At 41.4% G+C, this 17126-nt stretch carries 13 protein-coding genes; 7 read left to right on the top strand and 6 right to left on the bottom strand.

Annotated features, from left to right (window positions below):
• Positions 1–27: 27 nt before the first annotated feature.
• Positions 28–849, bottom strand: coding sequence for a sulfurtransferase (locus tag HWQ44_RS13225; RefSeq protein ID WP_292719168.1), 822 nt, complete (start codon positions 847–849; stop codon positions 28–30).
• Between the two features lie 330 nt (positions 850–1179).
• Between HWQ44_RS13225 and HWQ44_RS13220 the strand changes: the two genes are divergently transcribed.
• The 4 genes from HWQ44_RS13220 to HWQ44_RS13205 all read left to right on the top strand — a co-directional run bounded on the left by HWQ44_RS13220 (position 1180) and on the right by HWQ44_RS13205 (position 6180).
• A complete protein-coding gene (locus HWQ44_RS13220) occupies positions 1180–1308 on the top strand; it encodes a hypothetical protein (protein WP_292719166.1) in 129 nt (42 codons plus the stop codon).
• A 492-nt stretch (positions 1309–1800) separates the two neighbouring features.
• Positions 1801–3033, top strand: a complete 1233-nt coding sequence (locus HWQ44_RS13215; RefSeq protein ID WP_292719164.1) for a two-component system response regulator — start codon at positions 1801–1803, stop codon at positions 3031–3033.
• 196 nt (positions 3034–3229) lie between these two features.
• Positions 3230–4579, top strand: coding sequence for a bifunctional UDP-N-acetylglucosamine diphosphorylase/glucosamine-1-phosphate N-acetyltransferase GlmU (glmU, locus tag HWQ44_RS13210; RefSeq protein WP_292719162.1), 1350 nt, complete (start codon positions 3230–3232; stop codon positions 4577–4579).
• 56 nt (positions 4580–4635) lie between these two features.
• Complete coding sequence (locus HWQ44_RS13205; protein WP_292719160.1) at positions 4636–6180, top strand: glycosyltransferase family 39 protein; 1545 nt, start codon at positions 4636–4638, stop codon at positions 6178–6180.
• An 85-nt stretch (positions 6181–6265) separates the two neighbouring features.
• Here HWQ44_RS13205 and HWQ44_RS13200 read toward each other — a convergent pair whose 3' ends face one another.
• Together HWQ44_RS13200 and HWQ44_RS13195 are read right to left on the bottom strand one after the other, a co-directional pair.
• On the bottom strand, positions 6266–8281 hold the full coding sequence (locus tag HWQ44_RS13200) for an EamA family transporter (RefSeq protein ID WP_292719158.1): 2016 nt from the start codon (positions 8279–8281) through the stop codon (positions 6266–6268).
• A gap of 64 nt (positions 8282–8345) precedes the next feature.
• Positions 8346–9653 (bottom strand): mannosyltransferase family protein, encoded by a 1308-nt coding sequence (locus HWQ44_RS13195; protein WP_292719156.1) that lies wholly within the window; start codon positions 9651–9653, stop codon positions 8346–8348.
• A gap of 674 nt (positions 9654–10327) precedes the next feature.
• Between HWQ44_RS13195 and dxr the strand changes: the two genes are divergently transcribed.
• Complete coding sequence (gene dxr / locus HWQ44_RS13190) at positions 10328–11524, top strand: 1-deoxy-D-xylulose-5-phosphate reductoisomerase (RefSeq protein ID WP_292719154.1); 1197 nt, start codon at positions 10328–10330, stop codon at positions 11522–11524.
• A 444-nt stretch (positions 11525–11968) separates the two neighbouring features.
• Positions 11969–12166, top strand: coding sequence for a hypothetical protein (locus HWQ44_RS13185; RefSeq protein ID WP_292719152.1), 198 nt, complete (start codon positions 11969–11971; stop codon positions 12164–12166).
• Positions 12167–12207: 41 nt separating this feature from the next.
• On the opposite strand, the gene HWQ44_RS13180 is transcribed toward HWQ44_RS13185, so the two are convergent.
• The gene (locus HWQ44_RS13180) at positions 12208–12708 is read right to left on the bottom strand and encodes a thioesterase family protein (RefSeq protein ID WP_292719150.1); all 501 of its coding nucleotides are present in this window, start codon (positions 12706–12708) and stop codon (positions 12208–12210) included.
• A gap of 117 nt (positions 12709–12825) precedes the next feature.
• Between HWQ44_RS13180 and HWQ44_RS13175 the strand changes: the two genes are divergently transcribed.
• A complete protein-coding gene (locus tag HWQ44_RS13175; RefSeq protein WP_292719148.1) occupies positions 12826–14895 on the top strand; it encodes a CHAT domain-containing protein in 2070 nt (689 codons plus the stop codon).
• A 448-nt stretch (positions 14896–15343) separates the two neighbouring features.
• Here the strand turns inward: HWQ44_RS13175 and HWQ44_RS13170 are convergent, their stop codons facing one another.
• The gene (locus tag HWQ44_RS13170; protein WP_069074034.1) at positions 15344–15688 is read right to left on the bottom strand and encodes a DUF1815 family protein; all 345 of its coding nucleotides are present in this window, start codon (positions 15686–15688) and stop codon (positions 15344–15346) included.
• Between the two features lie 1079 nt (positions 15689–16767).
• Positions 16768–16983 (bottom strand): DUF2839 domain-containing protein, encoded by a 216-nt coding sequence (locus tag HWQ44_RS13165; RefSeq protein ID WP_292719145.1) that lies wholly within the window; start codon positions 16981–16983, stop codon positions 16768–16770.
• Between the last annotated feature and the right edge of the window lie 143 nt (positions 16984–17126).

Here is a 17126-nt window from a genome sequence, read left to right as displayed (position 1 = left end):
CAAAGTCCAATTGTCAAAGACCAATGACTATAAATAAGAAATCCAATCACTCCAGCTACCAGGATAAAGTTTACCCTTGTTAATGCCAGCTAATTCTAAAGAAAGTAAATTCACACAAGCAGTAACGCCAGAACCGCAATATACCAAGATTTCTTCCGCTGTTTCAAGGTTTTCCCACCGACGGCGTTGTTCCCCCTGAGGGATTAAGTAGCCGGAAGAGTCTGTAACTTCTTGCCAGGGATAGTTGACTGCACCGGGAATATGTCCAGCAATTTTATCAATTGGCTCTCGTTCACCTCGGTAGCGATCGCTTTCTCTTGAATCTACCAATACTACATCGTGCCTCTCTTTTCGGCTTTTCACTGCTGTAATATCTACCACCTTTTCTGTTTGTACTTGAGCTACAAATGTACTCATTTTGGCGGGAGGAACGACATCTGTAACTGGATACCCAGCTTTTTGCCATCCGGTAAAGCCTCCATCCAGTACTACTACTTGCTCATGTCCTAGATACCGCAACAGCCACCATAGACGAGCCGCAAAGGCAAAGCGCGAATCATCATAAGCAACAACTAAACTTTTTTGGTAATTTACCCCAATGGCTGCCAATTTGTTACCTATATCATTAGGGTCAGGTAAAGGATGTCTCCCGCCATACTTACCCACTGGACTGGAAAGATCCTGATTCAAATCTAAGTAATATGAGCCTTTTATATGACTTGTTTGGTATTGTTGTTGTCCTAATTGTGGATCGCCTAGAGAAAAGCGACAATCCACAATAACGACTTGCGGATCTTCTATATGTTCAAATAGCCAAGTTGGCGAAACAACAAATTGAGAATTGGGCATAGGGTATAGGGCATTGGGTAAAACAGTTCCTCTTTTCTGAGTTCTGAGTAAATACAGCGGATTTCAAGTTGATGAAGTACACAAGCTAAGTCTAAAAGCCAGATAAAAAGCCTGTTTTACTTCTGAATTCTGACTATTGAATTCTACTGTCAGTTAGATTTTCTACTCAACATTCAGTACTCCTGAAGGGCATTGGTCATTATTTAGTTTTTTATTAAGATGTCAGACTTAGAGAATTTTACACCTAAGCTAACAGCAGATGATTCTTTCAGCTTTGTCTCTCAATAGTTTGGTGAATCCTTTTTTTATGCTGCTGTACGCACAGCCCTTTTGTCTGCTGGCTTGGTGATATATTCTACTCCGCCTGTGGTCAGGCGATCGCCTGGTACTGTGACAGCACATTCTGAGAGTGCTAAGTTGAAAACTACTCAGCACGGGCTAAACGCTCTCTACCGCTAACAGCACTCACTACCCTATACTCAGGCAACGAGTTTTTACGAGCCAAATAGCTTGATTATAGCCAAATAGATTAATTATATGTTAGTATTTAATATCACATGCCACTTAGCAGTACTTGAGTATTGCTATAACTGAGTAAGTAAAAACATATATACCTAATGATTACCATAAAAATTTGAAATTCCAAACCCGATATCTCGAACAAGGCAAGCAATTATAACGCTTTATGACGCCGCTAGGTTAAAAAATCTCCGTAAAAAACCTGATTTAACATTTGTGCCGATTCATCATACTGGAATTAGAAGCAAAAAATGTGACAATCAGATACACCTTGTTCGTAACAGAATAATAAAATATATGCTGCGAAAAACTTAGATAGGCAGCTTGATATCATGCATAATCCCTATGGAAACTCAGGCTCAGATACAGTCTCATTAAATTTATTGTTGAAATCTGACACTGTTAACTTGTGCAAAAACTTGGAGTGCCTTTGTGATTCAATGGAAATCCAACCATACCGACTTTACAGAAAAAATTGTTAGTGGGTCAAACCCCATTAGCACAGTGAAGAGTATCGGTTCAAATCACGCCGTAGGATCGCAAAATGCGGAGGGTTATTCTCTAGGCTTATCTCAAGAAAAGCTTATGCTTGAAGATAGCCAAGAAGTATCTTCTTGGATAAAAGCTGATGTTAATTGTAGTAATGATTCATTGGTCTCTAGAACACTACAAGCCAAAGGTTCTAAAGTGAATGGGTTTGATTTAGATCCGCCGAAGGTTTTAGTAGTTGACGATCATGCCGCCAGTCGCATGACTGCCGTTGCCCTCTTGGGGATGGAAGGATACGAAGTGATTGAGGCGGACAGTGGTTCTATTGTTGTAGGATTGGTCACTCATAAACAACCAGACTTGATTTTGCTGGATGTGATGATGCCAGGAATGGATGGATTTGAAGTGTGCCAATTGCTCAAACAGGATGAGCAGACTAGGCTAATCCCAGTGATATTTATTACGGCCTTAAATGACAGGCGATCGCGCATTCGGGGAATTGAAGTTGGGGCAGATGATTTTCTCACTAAACCCTTCGATCGTGTGGAATTAGCGGCGCGTGTAAAGTCCTTGGTGCGGCAGAAGCGTCTGAACGAAGATTTAGACCATGCCGAACAAGTACTATTTTCCATTGCCATGTCCATTGAAAGTCGCGATCCCAATACGGGTAACCATTGTGAACGCCTGGTAAAACTGGGACAATTTTTTGGTGAATATCTCAACCTCTCACGCTACCAAATTCGAGATTTGAGGTGGGGTGGTTATCTGCACGATATTGGTAAGGTCGGTATTCCCGATGCAGTGCTACTGAAAAAAGGCCAACTCACTCCCGAAGATTGGCAGATCATGCAGCAGCACGTTTTGATTGGAGAAAAAATCTGCCAGCCACTACGCAGTATGCGGGGTGTAATTCCCATTATTCGTCATCACCACGAACGCTGGGATGGCTCAGGCTACCCTGATAGACTCAAGGGGGATGAGATTCCCTACCTGGCGCAAGTATTTCAGTTAATTGATATTTACGATGCCCTAACTAGCGAACGACCCTACAAAAGAGCTTTTCCTTCAGCAGAAGCACTTTCAGTGATGCAACAAGAAACTGATTCTGGTTGGCGTAATCCCAAACTAATGCAGCAGTTTGCAGAGTTTATTTGCTCCTGTCAGGAAAAAGAGTAGTCAGAGGGTAGGGGATAATAATTTTTAGCTGCTGTAATCAGCGCGAATTGGGATTATAACCTCGGCTTTTTAAGAAAGTAGTTCTCCTGACTCATTGTATATTTCAGTCTTCTATGATTAGCTGGTATGATTTGAGCCTACATTTTAAAGTACCAACAGCATTAATCATAATTTTACTGATAGCTGATAGCTAATTATGGTAGTTGTAGCAATTCTAGCGGCGGGACGCGGCACACGGATGAAATCACGCTTACCCAAGGTTTTACATTCTTTGGGTGGGCGATCGCTAGTGGAGAGAGTTCTCGAAAGTGTAGAACCACTTTCGCCCTCACGGCGAATCGTGATTGTGGGATATCAGTCCGAGGAAGTGCAAGCCGCCATGCATTCAATTCCCAATTTGGAGTTTGTCGAACAGACTGTGCAATTGGGTACAGGTCATGCCATCCAGCAATTACTTCCCCACTTGGAAGATTACACTGGGGATTTGTTGATACTTAACGGCGATTTACCGTTGATCCGCAGCGAAACCCTTAAGCAGATGTTACAAACTCACGCCCGAAATCAAAACGCTGCCACCATTCTTACCTCGCACCTACCCGACCCCACGGGCTACGGGCGCGTTTTTTGTAACGATGAAAATATTGTGCAGCAAATGGTCGAACATAAGGATTGTACTGCTGCCCAAAAACAAAATCAGCGGATTAATGCTGGAGTTTACTGCTTCCGCTGGCCAGATTTGGCAAAGGTGCTGCCCCACCTACAGGCAAACAATGCCCAAAAAGAATACTATCTCACTGATGCCGTGACTCAAGTCGGACAAGTGATGGCAGTGGATGTAGAAGATTACCAAGAAATTCTCGGCATCAACGATCGCCTGCAACTAGCAACAGCATCTGAAATTTTGCAAAAACGAGTCAAGGAAAAATGGATGCTAGCCGGTGTCACCCTCATCGACCCCACAAGCATCACTATTGATGAAACAGTAGAATTACAGCCGGATGTAATTATTGAACCCCAAACGCACCTGCGAGGAAATACGGTGATTCAAACAGGAAGTCACATTGGGCCGGGGAGTTTAATTGAAAATAGTCAATTAGCTGAAAATGTCACAGTTCAGTATTCAGTAGTAATAAATAGCACTATAAAAGCAGGAAGTCGAATTGGCCCATATGCTCATTTGCGCGGTCAGGTAGAGGTGGGTGTTGGTTGCCGTGTGGGGAATTTTGTGGAATTGAAAAATACTCAATTAGGCGATCGCACGAATGCTGCACATTTGTCGTATCTAGGTGATAGCGTTGTCGGTAATCAGGTGAATATTGGTGGTGGTACAATTACTGCCAATTATGACGGCGTGCAGAAACATCCTACTAAAATAGGCGATCGGACAAAAACTGGTGCCAATAGCGTTTTAGTGGCTCCACTCACCTTGGGTGATGATGTCTATGTAGCAGCTGGTTCTACAGTCACAGAAGATGTGCCTGATAATTCTTTGGTAATTGCCCGTTGTCGTCAGGTGGTGAAACCAGCTTGGCGGAGGAAAAGTTAGGAATTTGACACTCTCAAGTCTAAAGACATTGAGATTCTTGAATCTAAATTTTAGATATGCGTCTATTCCGACAAAAAGAATGGCTATTTAGTCTACTGGTAATATCTCTAGTTCTCTGGCTGATATTTTTGGGAAACTCCCCTTTACGAGATTGGGATGAAGGTACTGTGGCACAGGTTGCACGTGAAATTTGGCGTGCCCCACTTGGTTCAATGCGTTGGCTTTACCCCACCTTGGGAGGTGAACCTTATTATAATAAGCCACCCCTGATGCACTTGCTAATTGCTTGGACTTACTCCATTGGAGGCGTGAATGAGTGGACAACACGTCTACCGGGTGCAGTGTTAACTGCCTTGGGAGTGCCTTTGCTTTACTTGGTGGGATGTTTGCTTTTTAACCAAAGTTTACCAGCTCTATTTGCCGCTTTAGTTTACCTGACGATGTTACCTGTGCTGCGTCACGGACGGCTAGCAATGCTAGATGGTACAACTATTACTTTTTTTTTGCTGTTGTTGTTTTGTTTGCTAAAAGCACGTCAGAATCGTCGCTATGCTCTAGGTGTAGGATTTTGTCTAGGGTTAATCACTCTAACTAAAGGGATGATAGTTTTGCTGCTAGGAGCGATCGCTTGTTTATTCCTGATTGCAGATCGGCAGTTTGCTTTGTTAACAAGCCCCTATTTATTAGTGGGAATATTTTTAGGAAATGCACCAGCGACCGCTTGGTTTGCGGCTCAATGGCAACATTATGGCGAAAATTTCTTCCAAGTGAATTTTCAAGCACAAAGTTTTGATCGCCTTACACAATCTCTTGAAGGTCATAGTGGCCCTCCTTGGTACTATTTAATTGAGTTAATTAAGTATAGTTTTCCTTGGCTATTATTTTTACCTGAAGGTTTTTATCTAGCTTGGAAAAAACGTCATACTACCTGGGGTCGCCTAATTATTATTGGTACAATTGTTTACTTAGTAAGTATCTCTTTAATGAGAACTAAGCTCCCGTGGTATGTTATGCCTGTATATCCATTTTTAGCTTTGACAATTGGTGCTAAACTTAGCGAAATTTGGCAATACCGTCATTTTAGGGTGCGAAGTTGGACAATATTTCTGGCTATTATTGCTATTGCTGGTTTAGGAGGTTGTGCTTACTTTATTTTTGCAAATAAAGAGCCTATTTTAATCGTCATGAGCATTGTTTTGGCAATAAGTATGGGGATTGCGGCATGGCTAATTAAACAACGCGATCGCAACTTTATTCCAGTGTTATTTACAGGGATGTATTTAGTTTTAACCCTGTTGATGAGTTCGCAATCTTGGATTTGGGAGTTAAATGAAGCTTTTCCAGTTAAACCAGTAGCTGACTTGATTCGGGCAAATGTTTCACCAGGAACACAAATTTATACTTCTTTCGCTTATGGGCGTCCGAGTTTAGATTTTTACAGCGATTGCAAAGTAACTGCTGCAACTGTGCCACTTTTACAACAAATGTTATCTAATAACTCTTATTTGCTGTTAGACAATGCGGCTTTACAGCAAATAAATTTAACTGATAGTAAAATTCTTGGAGCGGCTAACGGATTTACACTGATTACCAAAAATTAATGATACCAACGAATAGAAGAAAATAATCAGTAAGATTTGGTTGGGGTTCCAATCCCCAATCCCCAGCCCCCAATTCAAAAACGGTCTACGATCCTTCGTTCGTTATTTGAACAGTGGATTGACTAGATTGGGCTAGATAGATACCCGCTAAAACTACGGCAAAGGTTGCCCAGTCAAACAAACCTACTTGTTCTGAAAAAATGAACCAAGCAAAAATGGAGGCTAGGACTGGTTCTAGGAGAAGCGTGACGGCGACGATGCCTGAAGAGATTCTGCTGAGGCTATAAGCCAAAAGTCCTTGACCCAACACTTGGCAAAAGAGAGCTTGGAAAATGATGAAAAACCAACCTGCCCAGGAATAGGGAAATAGTCTATCTTCGAGGAATGGGAGCACGGGTAGTAGAAGCATTGTTGTGACTCCACAGCGCCACAGCATGATAGTTGCGGTGCTAAATCGGGTTCGGAGTCGTTCTATCAACAGCATACACGTAGCCATGAAAACCGCAGTTAGCAATGCCAATGCATCACCCAATATTTGATCAGTGGCAAATTGTACCTTATTGAGTTCAAAGGCGATCGCTCCCCCTAAGGCTATGACTAAACCGATAACAAATCTGTTATTGAAACGCCGACCGAATAACAGATATCCAGCCAAAGCAACAAATAAGGAGTTCAAATTAGACAGTAAAGCCACATTGGCAACACTAGTTTGACTCAGCGACCAAGCCCACAATAGAAGGTAGGTTCCAGCAGAGGTTCCCATTGCCAACAATAGCCACACTTCTTGACTTGTAAAAGGCTTCTGTTCTATAGATTGGTTATCAAGCAAGGCAGGAGTAATACTGTCTGACACTTGCGGACTCGCTAACGCTGCGCTATCTGCCTCCTGTCTCTTGCCTCCTTCAACGGACTGTTGGTAGCGGAAAGCCTCAAGTCCATTCCATAGCCCAAAGACAACTGTTGCAATCCAACTACGATGAAATACTACAGCATTTGCACCAATTTCTTGTTGACACAATTTGGTCAGAGATGGTGCTAAAGATATGGGAATTAGGGCAAAGAATAATGAGGCCGTTCCCAACAAAGCTGGTGTTTCGGAGAATTGTTGCTTTAGTAATGACAGTTTGCTCGTCATACTTTTAACGAAAGTGTTAACTATACTTTTGATTGATTCCTGGAACGGGTAATTAATAGCAGCTTGGCTAGATACGGCTAAGTATAAACCGATTAAAACTACAGCGAAACCTACCCAATTTGAGAAAGTTAATTTTTCCGAAAATATTACAAGAGCAAAAATGCCGCTAAATACTGGCTCTAACAAATGCACCAAGGAGACAACCACAGAGGAAAACCTGGCAAGGCTATAGGTCAAAAGCCCATGACCTAAAACTTGACAGATCAGGGCTAGGGAAATTACCCAAAGCCATCCACTGACTGTAGAAGGGAAAAGCTGATCTTGAGTGAACAAAAGTATGGGGAAGATGATTAGAGATGCGATCGCACAAATCAACAACTGGATTGTGGCTGGAGAAAATTTGGTTCGTAATTTTTCTACGATCAGCAGATATGCACTCAAAAAAATCGCCGAAACGATCGCAGCAAATCCTCCTTGAACTTCGTCTGTAGCGATTTGCAACTCCTCAAATTCAATAGCGATCGCTCCGCCAAGGGCGATGACCATCCCAATCAGGAATTGCTTCTCAAAACCCTTACGAAATAACAGCCACACCCCTAAACTAGTAAATATGGGGGCGAGATTATGTAAGACACTAGAGATCGCAACGCTAGTTTGAGTCAGCGACCAAGCCAAGAAGACTAAAGTAGCAGCCCAAAACATCCCTGCACCAAGCAATAGCCACAGATCGTGACTGATGTAGGGCTGCTGTTCTACAGGTTTGTCTAAGGAAAGTCGCTGACGAATCGCCTTGTATCCATTCCAGAGCAAGAAGATCACACTACCAAGCCAAAGGCGATTAAATACAGTGGCATTGGGACTGAGTTCAGTTTCGCTCAATCTTACGAAAATAGAGCCAAAAGATATGGCACCGACACCTACAAATAATGAAGCAAGAGCTATCTTCGTTTGATTGGATAGATTCATTAGGAAATTTAAATTCAACTTCTTACCAAGAAAGAACCAAATACAAATATATGGATCAAACCTTCTAACCAACCCAGTGCTCTTGGGCAAATCCTACAGCTATTTTGGCTAGTAGTGTCACAAAAGCGCCCAATATTAAATATCCTTGGCGAGGATTGTGAGATAGCAGCACACCAATTGCTATGTTCAAAGGCACAATACCGTAGGCAAGACGGCTTAAGGAGATAGTGCCTCCAGATGCTAGCAGCAAACCAATACCACAAAAGCCATAAATAACTGTAACTGGGGTCAGTTGCGTGTGTAAACGCCACAACACATAGCCACCACCTAAAACCATGAACAAGTTAAGCAAGTTATTGATCCACTGTTCGCTTGCTAGAATCAACAAAAATAAGACTAAACCATAAAAGCCATAAAATAATCTTATAGAACTAAAACGTTGACGGAAACGCCATAAAAGATAGCCACTGGCAACAATCACGCCAAACAACAGGAGATACCAGGGGTCTTGAATCCCACCAGAGGAGTTTTGAACCCAACCATATTGCCAATTTTTTCTCCCAACTGCAATTTGCATGATCATATTTAACCAACCCTGCCAATCAAACCCTAGAGTTGGTCGCCATCCCCGCTGTGCTTCGATAAAAGCTAAAGGGTCACCAAAATAAATCGCACAATACAAACTGAATAGAAGTATGCCAATAGTGGTAGTCAAACCAGCTATATAGGCAATGGGTGGTCGGCGTTCTTTCCACGCTGCGATCGCAAATGCTGGAATTAGTGCCATACCTGTAGGACGCGTTGCTGTCGCCATCGCGCCCCAAAGGGCTGTCCAGCCATACTGCTTTTGATCAAACGCCCGCAAAGCTGCTGTACTCAAAAACAAATATAGCCCTTCTGTGTAAATCACCCCTGTAAACATGGACGATGGATACAAAGAAACCACAGCAGTCACCCACTGCGCTGCATTAATGGCATAATGATCTCTAACCCAAAAGTACAAACAGTAAAGCGCTGCAAAAAATGCCAAGTTGTTGACTAACGTGCCTGCTAATTCAAACGGTAGGCCCAACTTCATCAAAACCCAGATGCTTAAGGGAAACAGGGGAAAGAAGGCCAGATTATGTTGTTTGCCGTCATTCACAAATTCATAGCCTGAAGTTGCGATCGCTCGATAATGGATACTATCCCAGGCATCAAAAACCCCCCAGCCAAAACGAGGCAAAAATTCCTCTGTTGGAAACGGTAGCTTTGGCGCAACCAGCAACATAGCTGTCCAGATAAATATTCGGCTGGCAAACCATATTGCTGCTGGAAACAGGAAATCATTTTTCCATAAAACTTTTTTTATAACTATCTGAACTTTGACCATAGGGTTGAGTGCTTCAACAAACTCCTTTCTGCATTCTTTTACCTATGGCTGTAACCCAGCAATTTATGAGTAATATTTTGCATATTAAATCCTCCACCAACATAATTAACAAACTGGATAAATTAGCAATTAATTGAAATTATTTCCTATTTGGTTACTTTTGCCAATTTTCTCGGAATTTATCTTTTAAAATATAGTATTTATAAATGCAATTTTTGTCTAGTTACAGCAGTTACCGCAGGGAGAAAGGTACAGAAAGAAAAAATTAACCACGCAGGAGCGCAGAACTAGGTGTGCGCCCTACCCCTGTACCTGATTCAAATGAGAATTGCTATATATGAAAAATGAGCAACTTTAGTAATTTTAAGTAGAACGGCTTGATTAAATTAAAGCTAGTAGTAAGCGACTTTAGTCCTTGAGAATCTTACATAGAGCAAATTTATCGCTCACTACGAACAAAAGTTTTATCTTAAATTTAATTATGTCTACCTACTTATCGCTAATAGTCTATCGAGTTGAAATTAACAGATTGAGGCTGGTGCAGGGACGTGGATATGGGGAAATTTCTTTGCGTCCTTGCTTCTTTGCATCAGTGTATCGATTATAGCGATTGCTGTGATTAAAGAGTCCCAAGCAATTTATAGTGAGAGTTGTCTGTAAATCCTTAAGCAATTGTGAAAGCGATTACTCTCGTTGGTTCTACTGGTTCTATTGGGACTCAGACTTTAGATATTGTTACTCAGTACCCAGATCAATTTCGGATTGTGGGATTGGCAGCTGGGAGCAATGTTGAAATGTTGGCTGCTCAAATTCGGCAGTTTCGGCCGGAAATAGCAGCAATTTGCTCAGAAGAGAAATTACCAGCGCTCAAAGAAGCAATCATTGACCTCGATCCCCAACCGATTCTACTGGCAGGTGACGCCGGAGTGATAGAAGTCGCCCGTTACGGCGATGCCCAAACCGTTGTTACTGGTATTGTTGGTTGTGCTGGTTTGCTACCCACGATCGCAGCTATTGAAGCTGGTAAAGATATTGCATTAGCCAACAAAGAAACCCTGATTGCTGGGGCCCCTGTGGTTCTACCCCTAGTTGAAAAACACGGTGTAAAATTACTCCCAGCCGATTCTGAACATTCTGCAATCTTTCAATGTCTCCAAGGTGTGCCCAAAGATGGCTTACGGAAAATTTTGCTGACTGCATCTGGTGGAGCTTTCCGGGACTGGGATGTAGAAAAGTTAGCAGATGTAACTGTTGCTGATGCCTTGAAGCATCCTAATTGGTCGATGGGACGGAAAATCACAGTAGACTCTGCTACTTTGATGAATAAAGGACTGGAAGTAATTGAGGCTCACTTCCTGTTTGGGTTGGATTATGACGATATCGAAATTGTCATTCATCCCCAGAGCATTATTCACTCGCTGATTGAACTGCAAGATACTTCAGTTTTAGCTCAACTCGGTTGGCCAGATATGCGCTTACCCTTGCTGTATGCCCTATCTTGGCCCGATCGCATCTACACCAACTGGGAACGACTAGATTTAGTCAAAGCTGGAAATTTAACCTTCCGGGAACCAGATCACCAGAAGTATCCTTGTATGCAGTTGGCTTATGCTGTGGGTAAAGCTGGTGGTTCGATGCCAGCGGTGTTAAATGCCGCAAATGAGCAAGCTGTAGCTTTATTTTTAGATGAAAAAATTCGGTTTTTAGATATTCCCCGGTGTATCGAATCGGTGTGCGATCGCCATCAAAATGATAACCGGGCAAATCCCTCTTTAGATGACATTTTGGCAGCAGATAAATGGGCAAGACAAGAAGTTTTAACAGCGACTGAAAAGTTAGAAACTCACTCGCGGATAATTTCTCTGCGATAAAAACCTTCCGTTTAGATGGGATTGGGGATTAAAAATTGATGCCTAGTCCCCTCCCCAGGCTCTAATCTAATTAATATGGAAATCATTTCACTTGATGGCAAATATCTACTCGCAGAACTACAAAAAAGTTAACAAATGAAACTTTATTGAAGATAACTTTTGGCTTCCGGATCAGTCGTCAGTTCTATGTATATCTATAATTTATCTACAAAAAAATAAAAAGCTTTACAAAAACTTTGCAAAGAAAACCAGCATATCACATAAATAATTATCTCGTTTTTAGGTAAAATATCTCCAGGCTAATTATCACAAAAAGTCCCATTTTAGTAAATATTAAAACCTGGATTTAGCATCTTTTATACCAGTGATTATTACCAAAATAAAAGCTTACCCTTTTTGAATCAACCCACTCTCAGACAAGGGCAATTATTAAGGAATTAATATATGATTGTTACGTTGATTGTAGCTTGGATAGTCTTCATAATATTGTGGAAGTTGTTAAAAGCAACCGTGAGTACTGCATTAACTCTTGCGGCAATCCTTATTTTATTAAATATTAGCTTTGGCATTACCCCACAAGATATTTGGCATTACGTAACGCAGTTTGCTCAAAATCTGTCGCAGATCCAAATCAGCAAGTAAAAAATGAATTATGAATGCAGAATTTAGAATTCATTTTTTGGTTAATTGTTATTTAATGCTGAAATCTTGGCTAAGGCATCCTTAAAACTCGGCGGCAACTGACGCATAATCTTGCCTCTTTCGCGATCTAAAGCCACTAATGTCACCTTGGCAGTGACGTATAATTGTTGTCCATCAGTTGAGACAATGGCGTAATCCCAATTGATTCGCACACCAGTCACCTCAGCCATGCGCGTTTTTACCAGCACTGGCATACCCAATTGAATTGAACGGTGATAGCGCACTGACAGTTCTACAACTGGTAAATCGCAGCCTATCGCGACTAAATCAGCAAATTCAATCCCTATAGATCGCAAGCATTCAATCCGCGCTTCTTCCATCCAAGCTATATAGGAACCGTGCCAGACAAGACCGGCATAGTCAGTGTGGTGGGGTTGCACTCTGACAGGATATTCAAACCAATTCCCAAACTCGTGACTGGATGGATTGTCAAGAGCGCTGGTTGGTGGTAGTTTTGGTTGGCTGGGTTTTTCTTCTGACATTTTCAATTTTCTCAGTATTTATAAACTTTTCAAATTATTCAACAGCATAAAAATTAATTGCGTTGCCTAACTTCTTGATTTAATATTTACACTTCCGAGTATAGGGAGTGTTTTGTTATGCAGCCTCATCTCCGGTATGTTAGTGTTGTTACTTTGACTTTACTTAGTTTACTAGGTTTTGGGATGGCACACCCAGACAATAATCAGGTAAACACAAATACAAGGTTGAGGTACGATTCTGGAGAAAAAGCTCAAGCCTTACCCAAGAATAATCAGTTCTCAGAAATTGAAATCCTCAACGAAGAAGCTAACAAAGAATCTCGGCAAGGTCAATTGACAGAAGCGTTGCAGAGATTACAGAAAGCATTAGCCATCAGCAGAGAACTTGGAGAGCGCTCTTGGGAAGCAGTAACATTTAACAACATCGGCAGAATCTACCAAAGTCAAAAGAAGTATCCTGAAGCACTTCAATCTTATCAGCAAGCCCTATTAATTAACAAAGAACTTGGGGATCTAGTTCGACTTGGCAAAACCTACAGTAACATAGGTTACTTATTCGATATCCAAAACAAACCAGAGTTAGCAATTTTTTTCTACAAGCATTGCTTGATTAATCGTGAGAAAGCTCGCTTGAATCCATCAGCACTTAGTGCGCCGCAACCAAATGCTTACAGCATAACTGTTAGCCAGACATATCGTATTTTGGGTGAACAATTGCTGAAACAGGAACGTGTTGCTGAAGCGCAAAGGACAATGGATTTACTCAAAGTTGAAGAACTAGAGGAATATCTCCAAACTGTGCCAGGTAATCAACGTACTGTCAAAGGTATTAATATAGCGGCAACAGAAAAACCAATAAAACAAAAGTTGGATCAAAGTGTGGATAATGCTGTTGTGTTGGGTAAAGAATTAACAACACTACGGAAAATTTCCCCCAAAGAGCGATCGCTCGAACAAAAACAACGCATCGAGCAATTAGTCTTAGATCAACAGCAACTCCTGGATGAATTTAACGAATTTATTAATAGTCCGTCAGTGAAAGCACAGGTAGAGCAAATTAGCCGTACAGCTAGGCGGCAAAATTTGGATTTGGAGAGTCTCAACGAACTTCGAGATAATTTGGCGCGATTACCTCAAAAATCGGCATTACTCTACCCATTGATTTTAAAAGATAGTTTGGAATTGGTGTTGGTAACTCCTGAATCTCCACCAATTCATCGCACCGTTGCTGTAAAGCGCGAAAACCTCTATCAAACAATTGATGCTTTCCGCCAAGCTTTAATCAATCCCAGTCGAAATATCAAAGCACCTGCACGCCAATTATATGACTGGCTAATTAAACCGATAGAGAAAGACCTGAAGTTATCAGGTACACAAACTCTGATTTACGCTCCAGATGACCAGTTACGCTACATTCCTTTAACTGCTTTATATGATGGCAAACAATGGCTAGTGCAGCGCTTCAGCGTGAATCACATTACATCTGCTAGTCTGACTAACTTAAACACCCCAAAACAATCTACTTTGCGGGTTTTAGCGGGTGCTTTTACTAAAGGTAATTATCAAATCAAAGTTGGGAATCGACAGGTTGCTTTTGCTGGCTTACCCTTTGCAACGCGGGAGGTAGAAAGTCTAGCAGCTGCGGTTCCTGAAACTACGAAGCTTTTAGACGATGCCTTTACACCTAAAGTCGCTGTACCCCAAATGGATGACTATACAATTGTCCATTTAGCGACTCATGCAGCCTTTATGGTTGGTAAACCAGAAGATTCGTTTATTTTATTCGGGAATGGCGATCGCGTCAATTTTAGAAATGTCGCCACTTGGTCACTCCCTAATGTCGATTTGGTAGTGTTGAGCGCCTGTGAAACCGGCTTGGGAGGCAAGTTAGGTAACGGTGAGGAAATTTTGGGCTTTGGCTATCAGATGCAACAAACCGGCGCTAGAGCCGCGATCGCCTCTTTGTGGTCTGTAGACGATGGCGGTACACAAGCACTCATGAGTGCTTTTTATGCTATTCTCTCTACTGATAAGTTGACTAAAACTGAAGCTTTACGACAAGCTCAAGTCTCATTAATTACTGGAGATTGGAAGAAAATAAGTCACAATGCACCCGTGACCGCAGTTAGTGACTTTAGTCATCCATACTATTGGGCGCCCTTTATTTTGATTGGCAATGGACTTTAAGTGTTGATCCTCTGTTACGAGATGACTTTTGCAAGCTTGTGACTGATGTCTCAATTGGAAAATCAGGTCATGGCGATCGCATCTGCAAAAATTTTAGACATAATTAACGAAAACTGCATTAGCGGAGCTTAACGTACCCCTACAGTAAAGCAAGCTACGCGCAGCGTCTCGTAGAGAAGTTATCGCGTTTTCATGAGATTTTGGAAAAAGAGGAGCGCTCAACTACCCAATTTCTGAATTTTGTGTGTTTTAACACCTTCCAGCGAAAGGCTTAATAAATCCGGCTCGTGAGGTTTTGGCAGGTACAAAAAAATATGCGATGGGCTAGCGACGAGCCAATCACTTAATGGTAATGGAGAATAGGTAAGAGCGATCGCTAATTAAGCGACTATTACCGATTACCAGCTACCGATAATCAATTTCTAATTTGCCATCGACCTTTGGAACCTTAATACTTCTTGGCAAGAGTTTTAGAGCCTGTATCAGTTTGCATAGATTGCTTGACAAGATTAGCCAATTCGTCTAGCTGACTAATTGCCTCCGCACCTTCTAGTTTCATTAATTCGCGGTCATCCCGCATTTCCGTCCAAGTAATCCCGTAATCAGACACTAAAAATCGAATCAGATGGTTATCACCCAAGCTAACCATAAATGATGCACTATTCATTTGGTCGCCACACGTGTAACAGGACGCAGGATATCCGCGCCGCTCTAGTACAACCGCCAAGGCTTGTAGGTTCATTACCAAGTCTTGAACGAATTGTCTATGTTGATGTGCTAGTCTCAGAAACACTTTTGTCCTCCAGACACCACAGTCGTTTGAGTCTCTTTTATATTTTCTTTAGATTTTCTCATCCACTGGTATTGTAAACTATTCATTACAATTACCAGACAAATGATATTGAGTCGTTAATTGACTACCTTGTTTAGGGTAGTGTATCGGGGTTTTGAGCGCCGTATCAAACTATTCAGTTTGGAAATCCAAAATCTCGGACAGAATTGCTAAATTTAACTATATCTTTATACACTTCTGTCAGGGTAGATTCTTACAGGAAGCGATCCGCCTTAAGAGTAACTTAAATCTAGCACTAGTCAACTACCGAAAAGCTACATATTTCGTTTTTATTGACTACGTGCAGCCAATATCCCTTTCATTAGAGGCTATAGCGTAGTTTTGCACCGTTATAGTATCTCTTGCTTAGATATTTGATCTGTTCTCTTTATAACGTAGATTTTGGTATAGACAAATGATTAGGTATACCAAATTCGTTCTTCCTGTATATAAAGTTGAGCAAATGACAGTGCAAATTTTAGATTCAGTACTAAAGGCGGGTTATCTGTAATCCTTTATACAAACTTTACATAATTAGTAGAAAAGTGGGAATGTAGACTCCACAATGGGGCAACTCAACACTGACAATACCTAAACTCAGGAGATGAATGTTGCCATTTAGGCAGTATTTTCAGCTATCTTGGGATTATCCTCCAAAAGTTGTACAAACCAAAGCACGGTAATTTGGAAAGAGTTTTATCGTAGTTTGGTTTTGCCAAACTCAATGCATATATAATATATTTCGATTATTTATTTAAAATGAGTAATTATTTTTTATTAATCACTCGGTTAACTAATTCGTAATTCGTAATTATTGGCGAAACACTTGCGCGTAATTGTCTTTCTTGGTGGTCTAGAAGAAAGTTAGAGATTTAAACCCCAACTAATTTAACTACGAATGACGTTAGCGAGTCGGCGCACCCCTAACTCTACGGGGAAGCAAGCTATATGCATTATTTAAAACTCTATGACATTACCAAAGGGAAAGCGGTTGCACTCCCAATGAGTTAAGAATCCCACCCCTTCAAGGGGTGAGAGTATTAGGAAACTACTTGCCACCAACCAAAAGCTGGGCCAATAAAACGGATCGTTGCCCATCCTATAACCATAAGACCAATGCCTATCCAGGCACCACGAGTAGTCCAACTGACAAATAGTTCGGCTTGAGTTTTTGTGATGGGAACCCAAGACAAGATGCGAGTCTCTTGACTATATGTTTCCCCTAGTATGTTTTTACGACGCTTTGCTTCACCCATAATCAGCAACTCAAATTTTACTTAGGTTCTAAATTTATCTTTCCAGGAATCATGGCTACAGAGAGGCGATGAATCGCATCACCTTCTATAAGCTGATAATAGTGCTTGCTTTTAGACGATCGCGCTTTGGTTGACAAAATTTA

The organism is Nostoc sp. JL34 (assembly GCF_017114945.1).
Lineage (GTDB): Bacteria > Cyanobacteriota > Cyanobacteriia > Cyanobacteriales > Nostocaceae > Nostoc.
Note: the sequence above shows the minus strand (reverse complement) of the source record. Positions and strands in the feature narration are given on the sequence as shown.

Excerpts from the sequence above, each read along its gene's own strand:
- HWQ44_RS13225 (WP_292719168.1), bottom strand. The coding sequence starts at position 849 with ATGCCCAATTCTCAATTTGTTGTTTCGCCAACTTGGCTATTTGAACAT.
- glmU (WP_292719162.1), top strand. The coding sequence starts at position 3,230 with ATGGTAGTTGTAGCAATTCTAGCGGCGGGACGCGGCACACGGATGAAA.
- HWQ44_RS13205 (WP_292719160.1), top strand. The coding sequence starts at position 4,636 with ATGCGTCTATTCCGACAAAAAGAATGGCTATTTAGTCTACTGGTAATA.
- HWQ44_RS13200 (WP_292719158.1), bottom strand. The coding sequence starts at position 8,281 with ATGAATCTATCCAATCAAACGAAGATAGCTCTTGCTTCATTATTTGTA.
- HWQ44_RS13195 (WP_292719156.1), bottom strand. The coding sequence starts at position 9,653 with ATGGTCAAAGTTCAGATAGTTATAAAAAAAGTTTTATGGAAAAATGAT.
- HWQ44_RS13185 (WP_292719152.1), top strand. The coding sequence starts at position 11,969 with ATGATTGTTACGTTGATTGTAGCTTGGATAGTCTTCATAATATTGTGG.
- HWQ44_RS13180 (WP_292719150.1), bottom strand. The coding sequence starts at position 12,708 with ATGTCAGAAGAAAAACCCAGCCAACCAAAACTACCACCAACCAGCGCT.
- HWQ44_RS13175 (WP_292719148.1), top strand. The coding sequence starts at position 12,826 with ATGCAGCCTCATCTCCGGTATGTTAGTGTTGTTACTTTGACTTTACTT.
- HWQ44_RS13165 (WP_292719145.1), bottom strand. The coding sequence starts at position 16,983 with ATGGGTGAAGCAAAGCGTCGTAAAAACATACTAGGGGAAACATATAGT.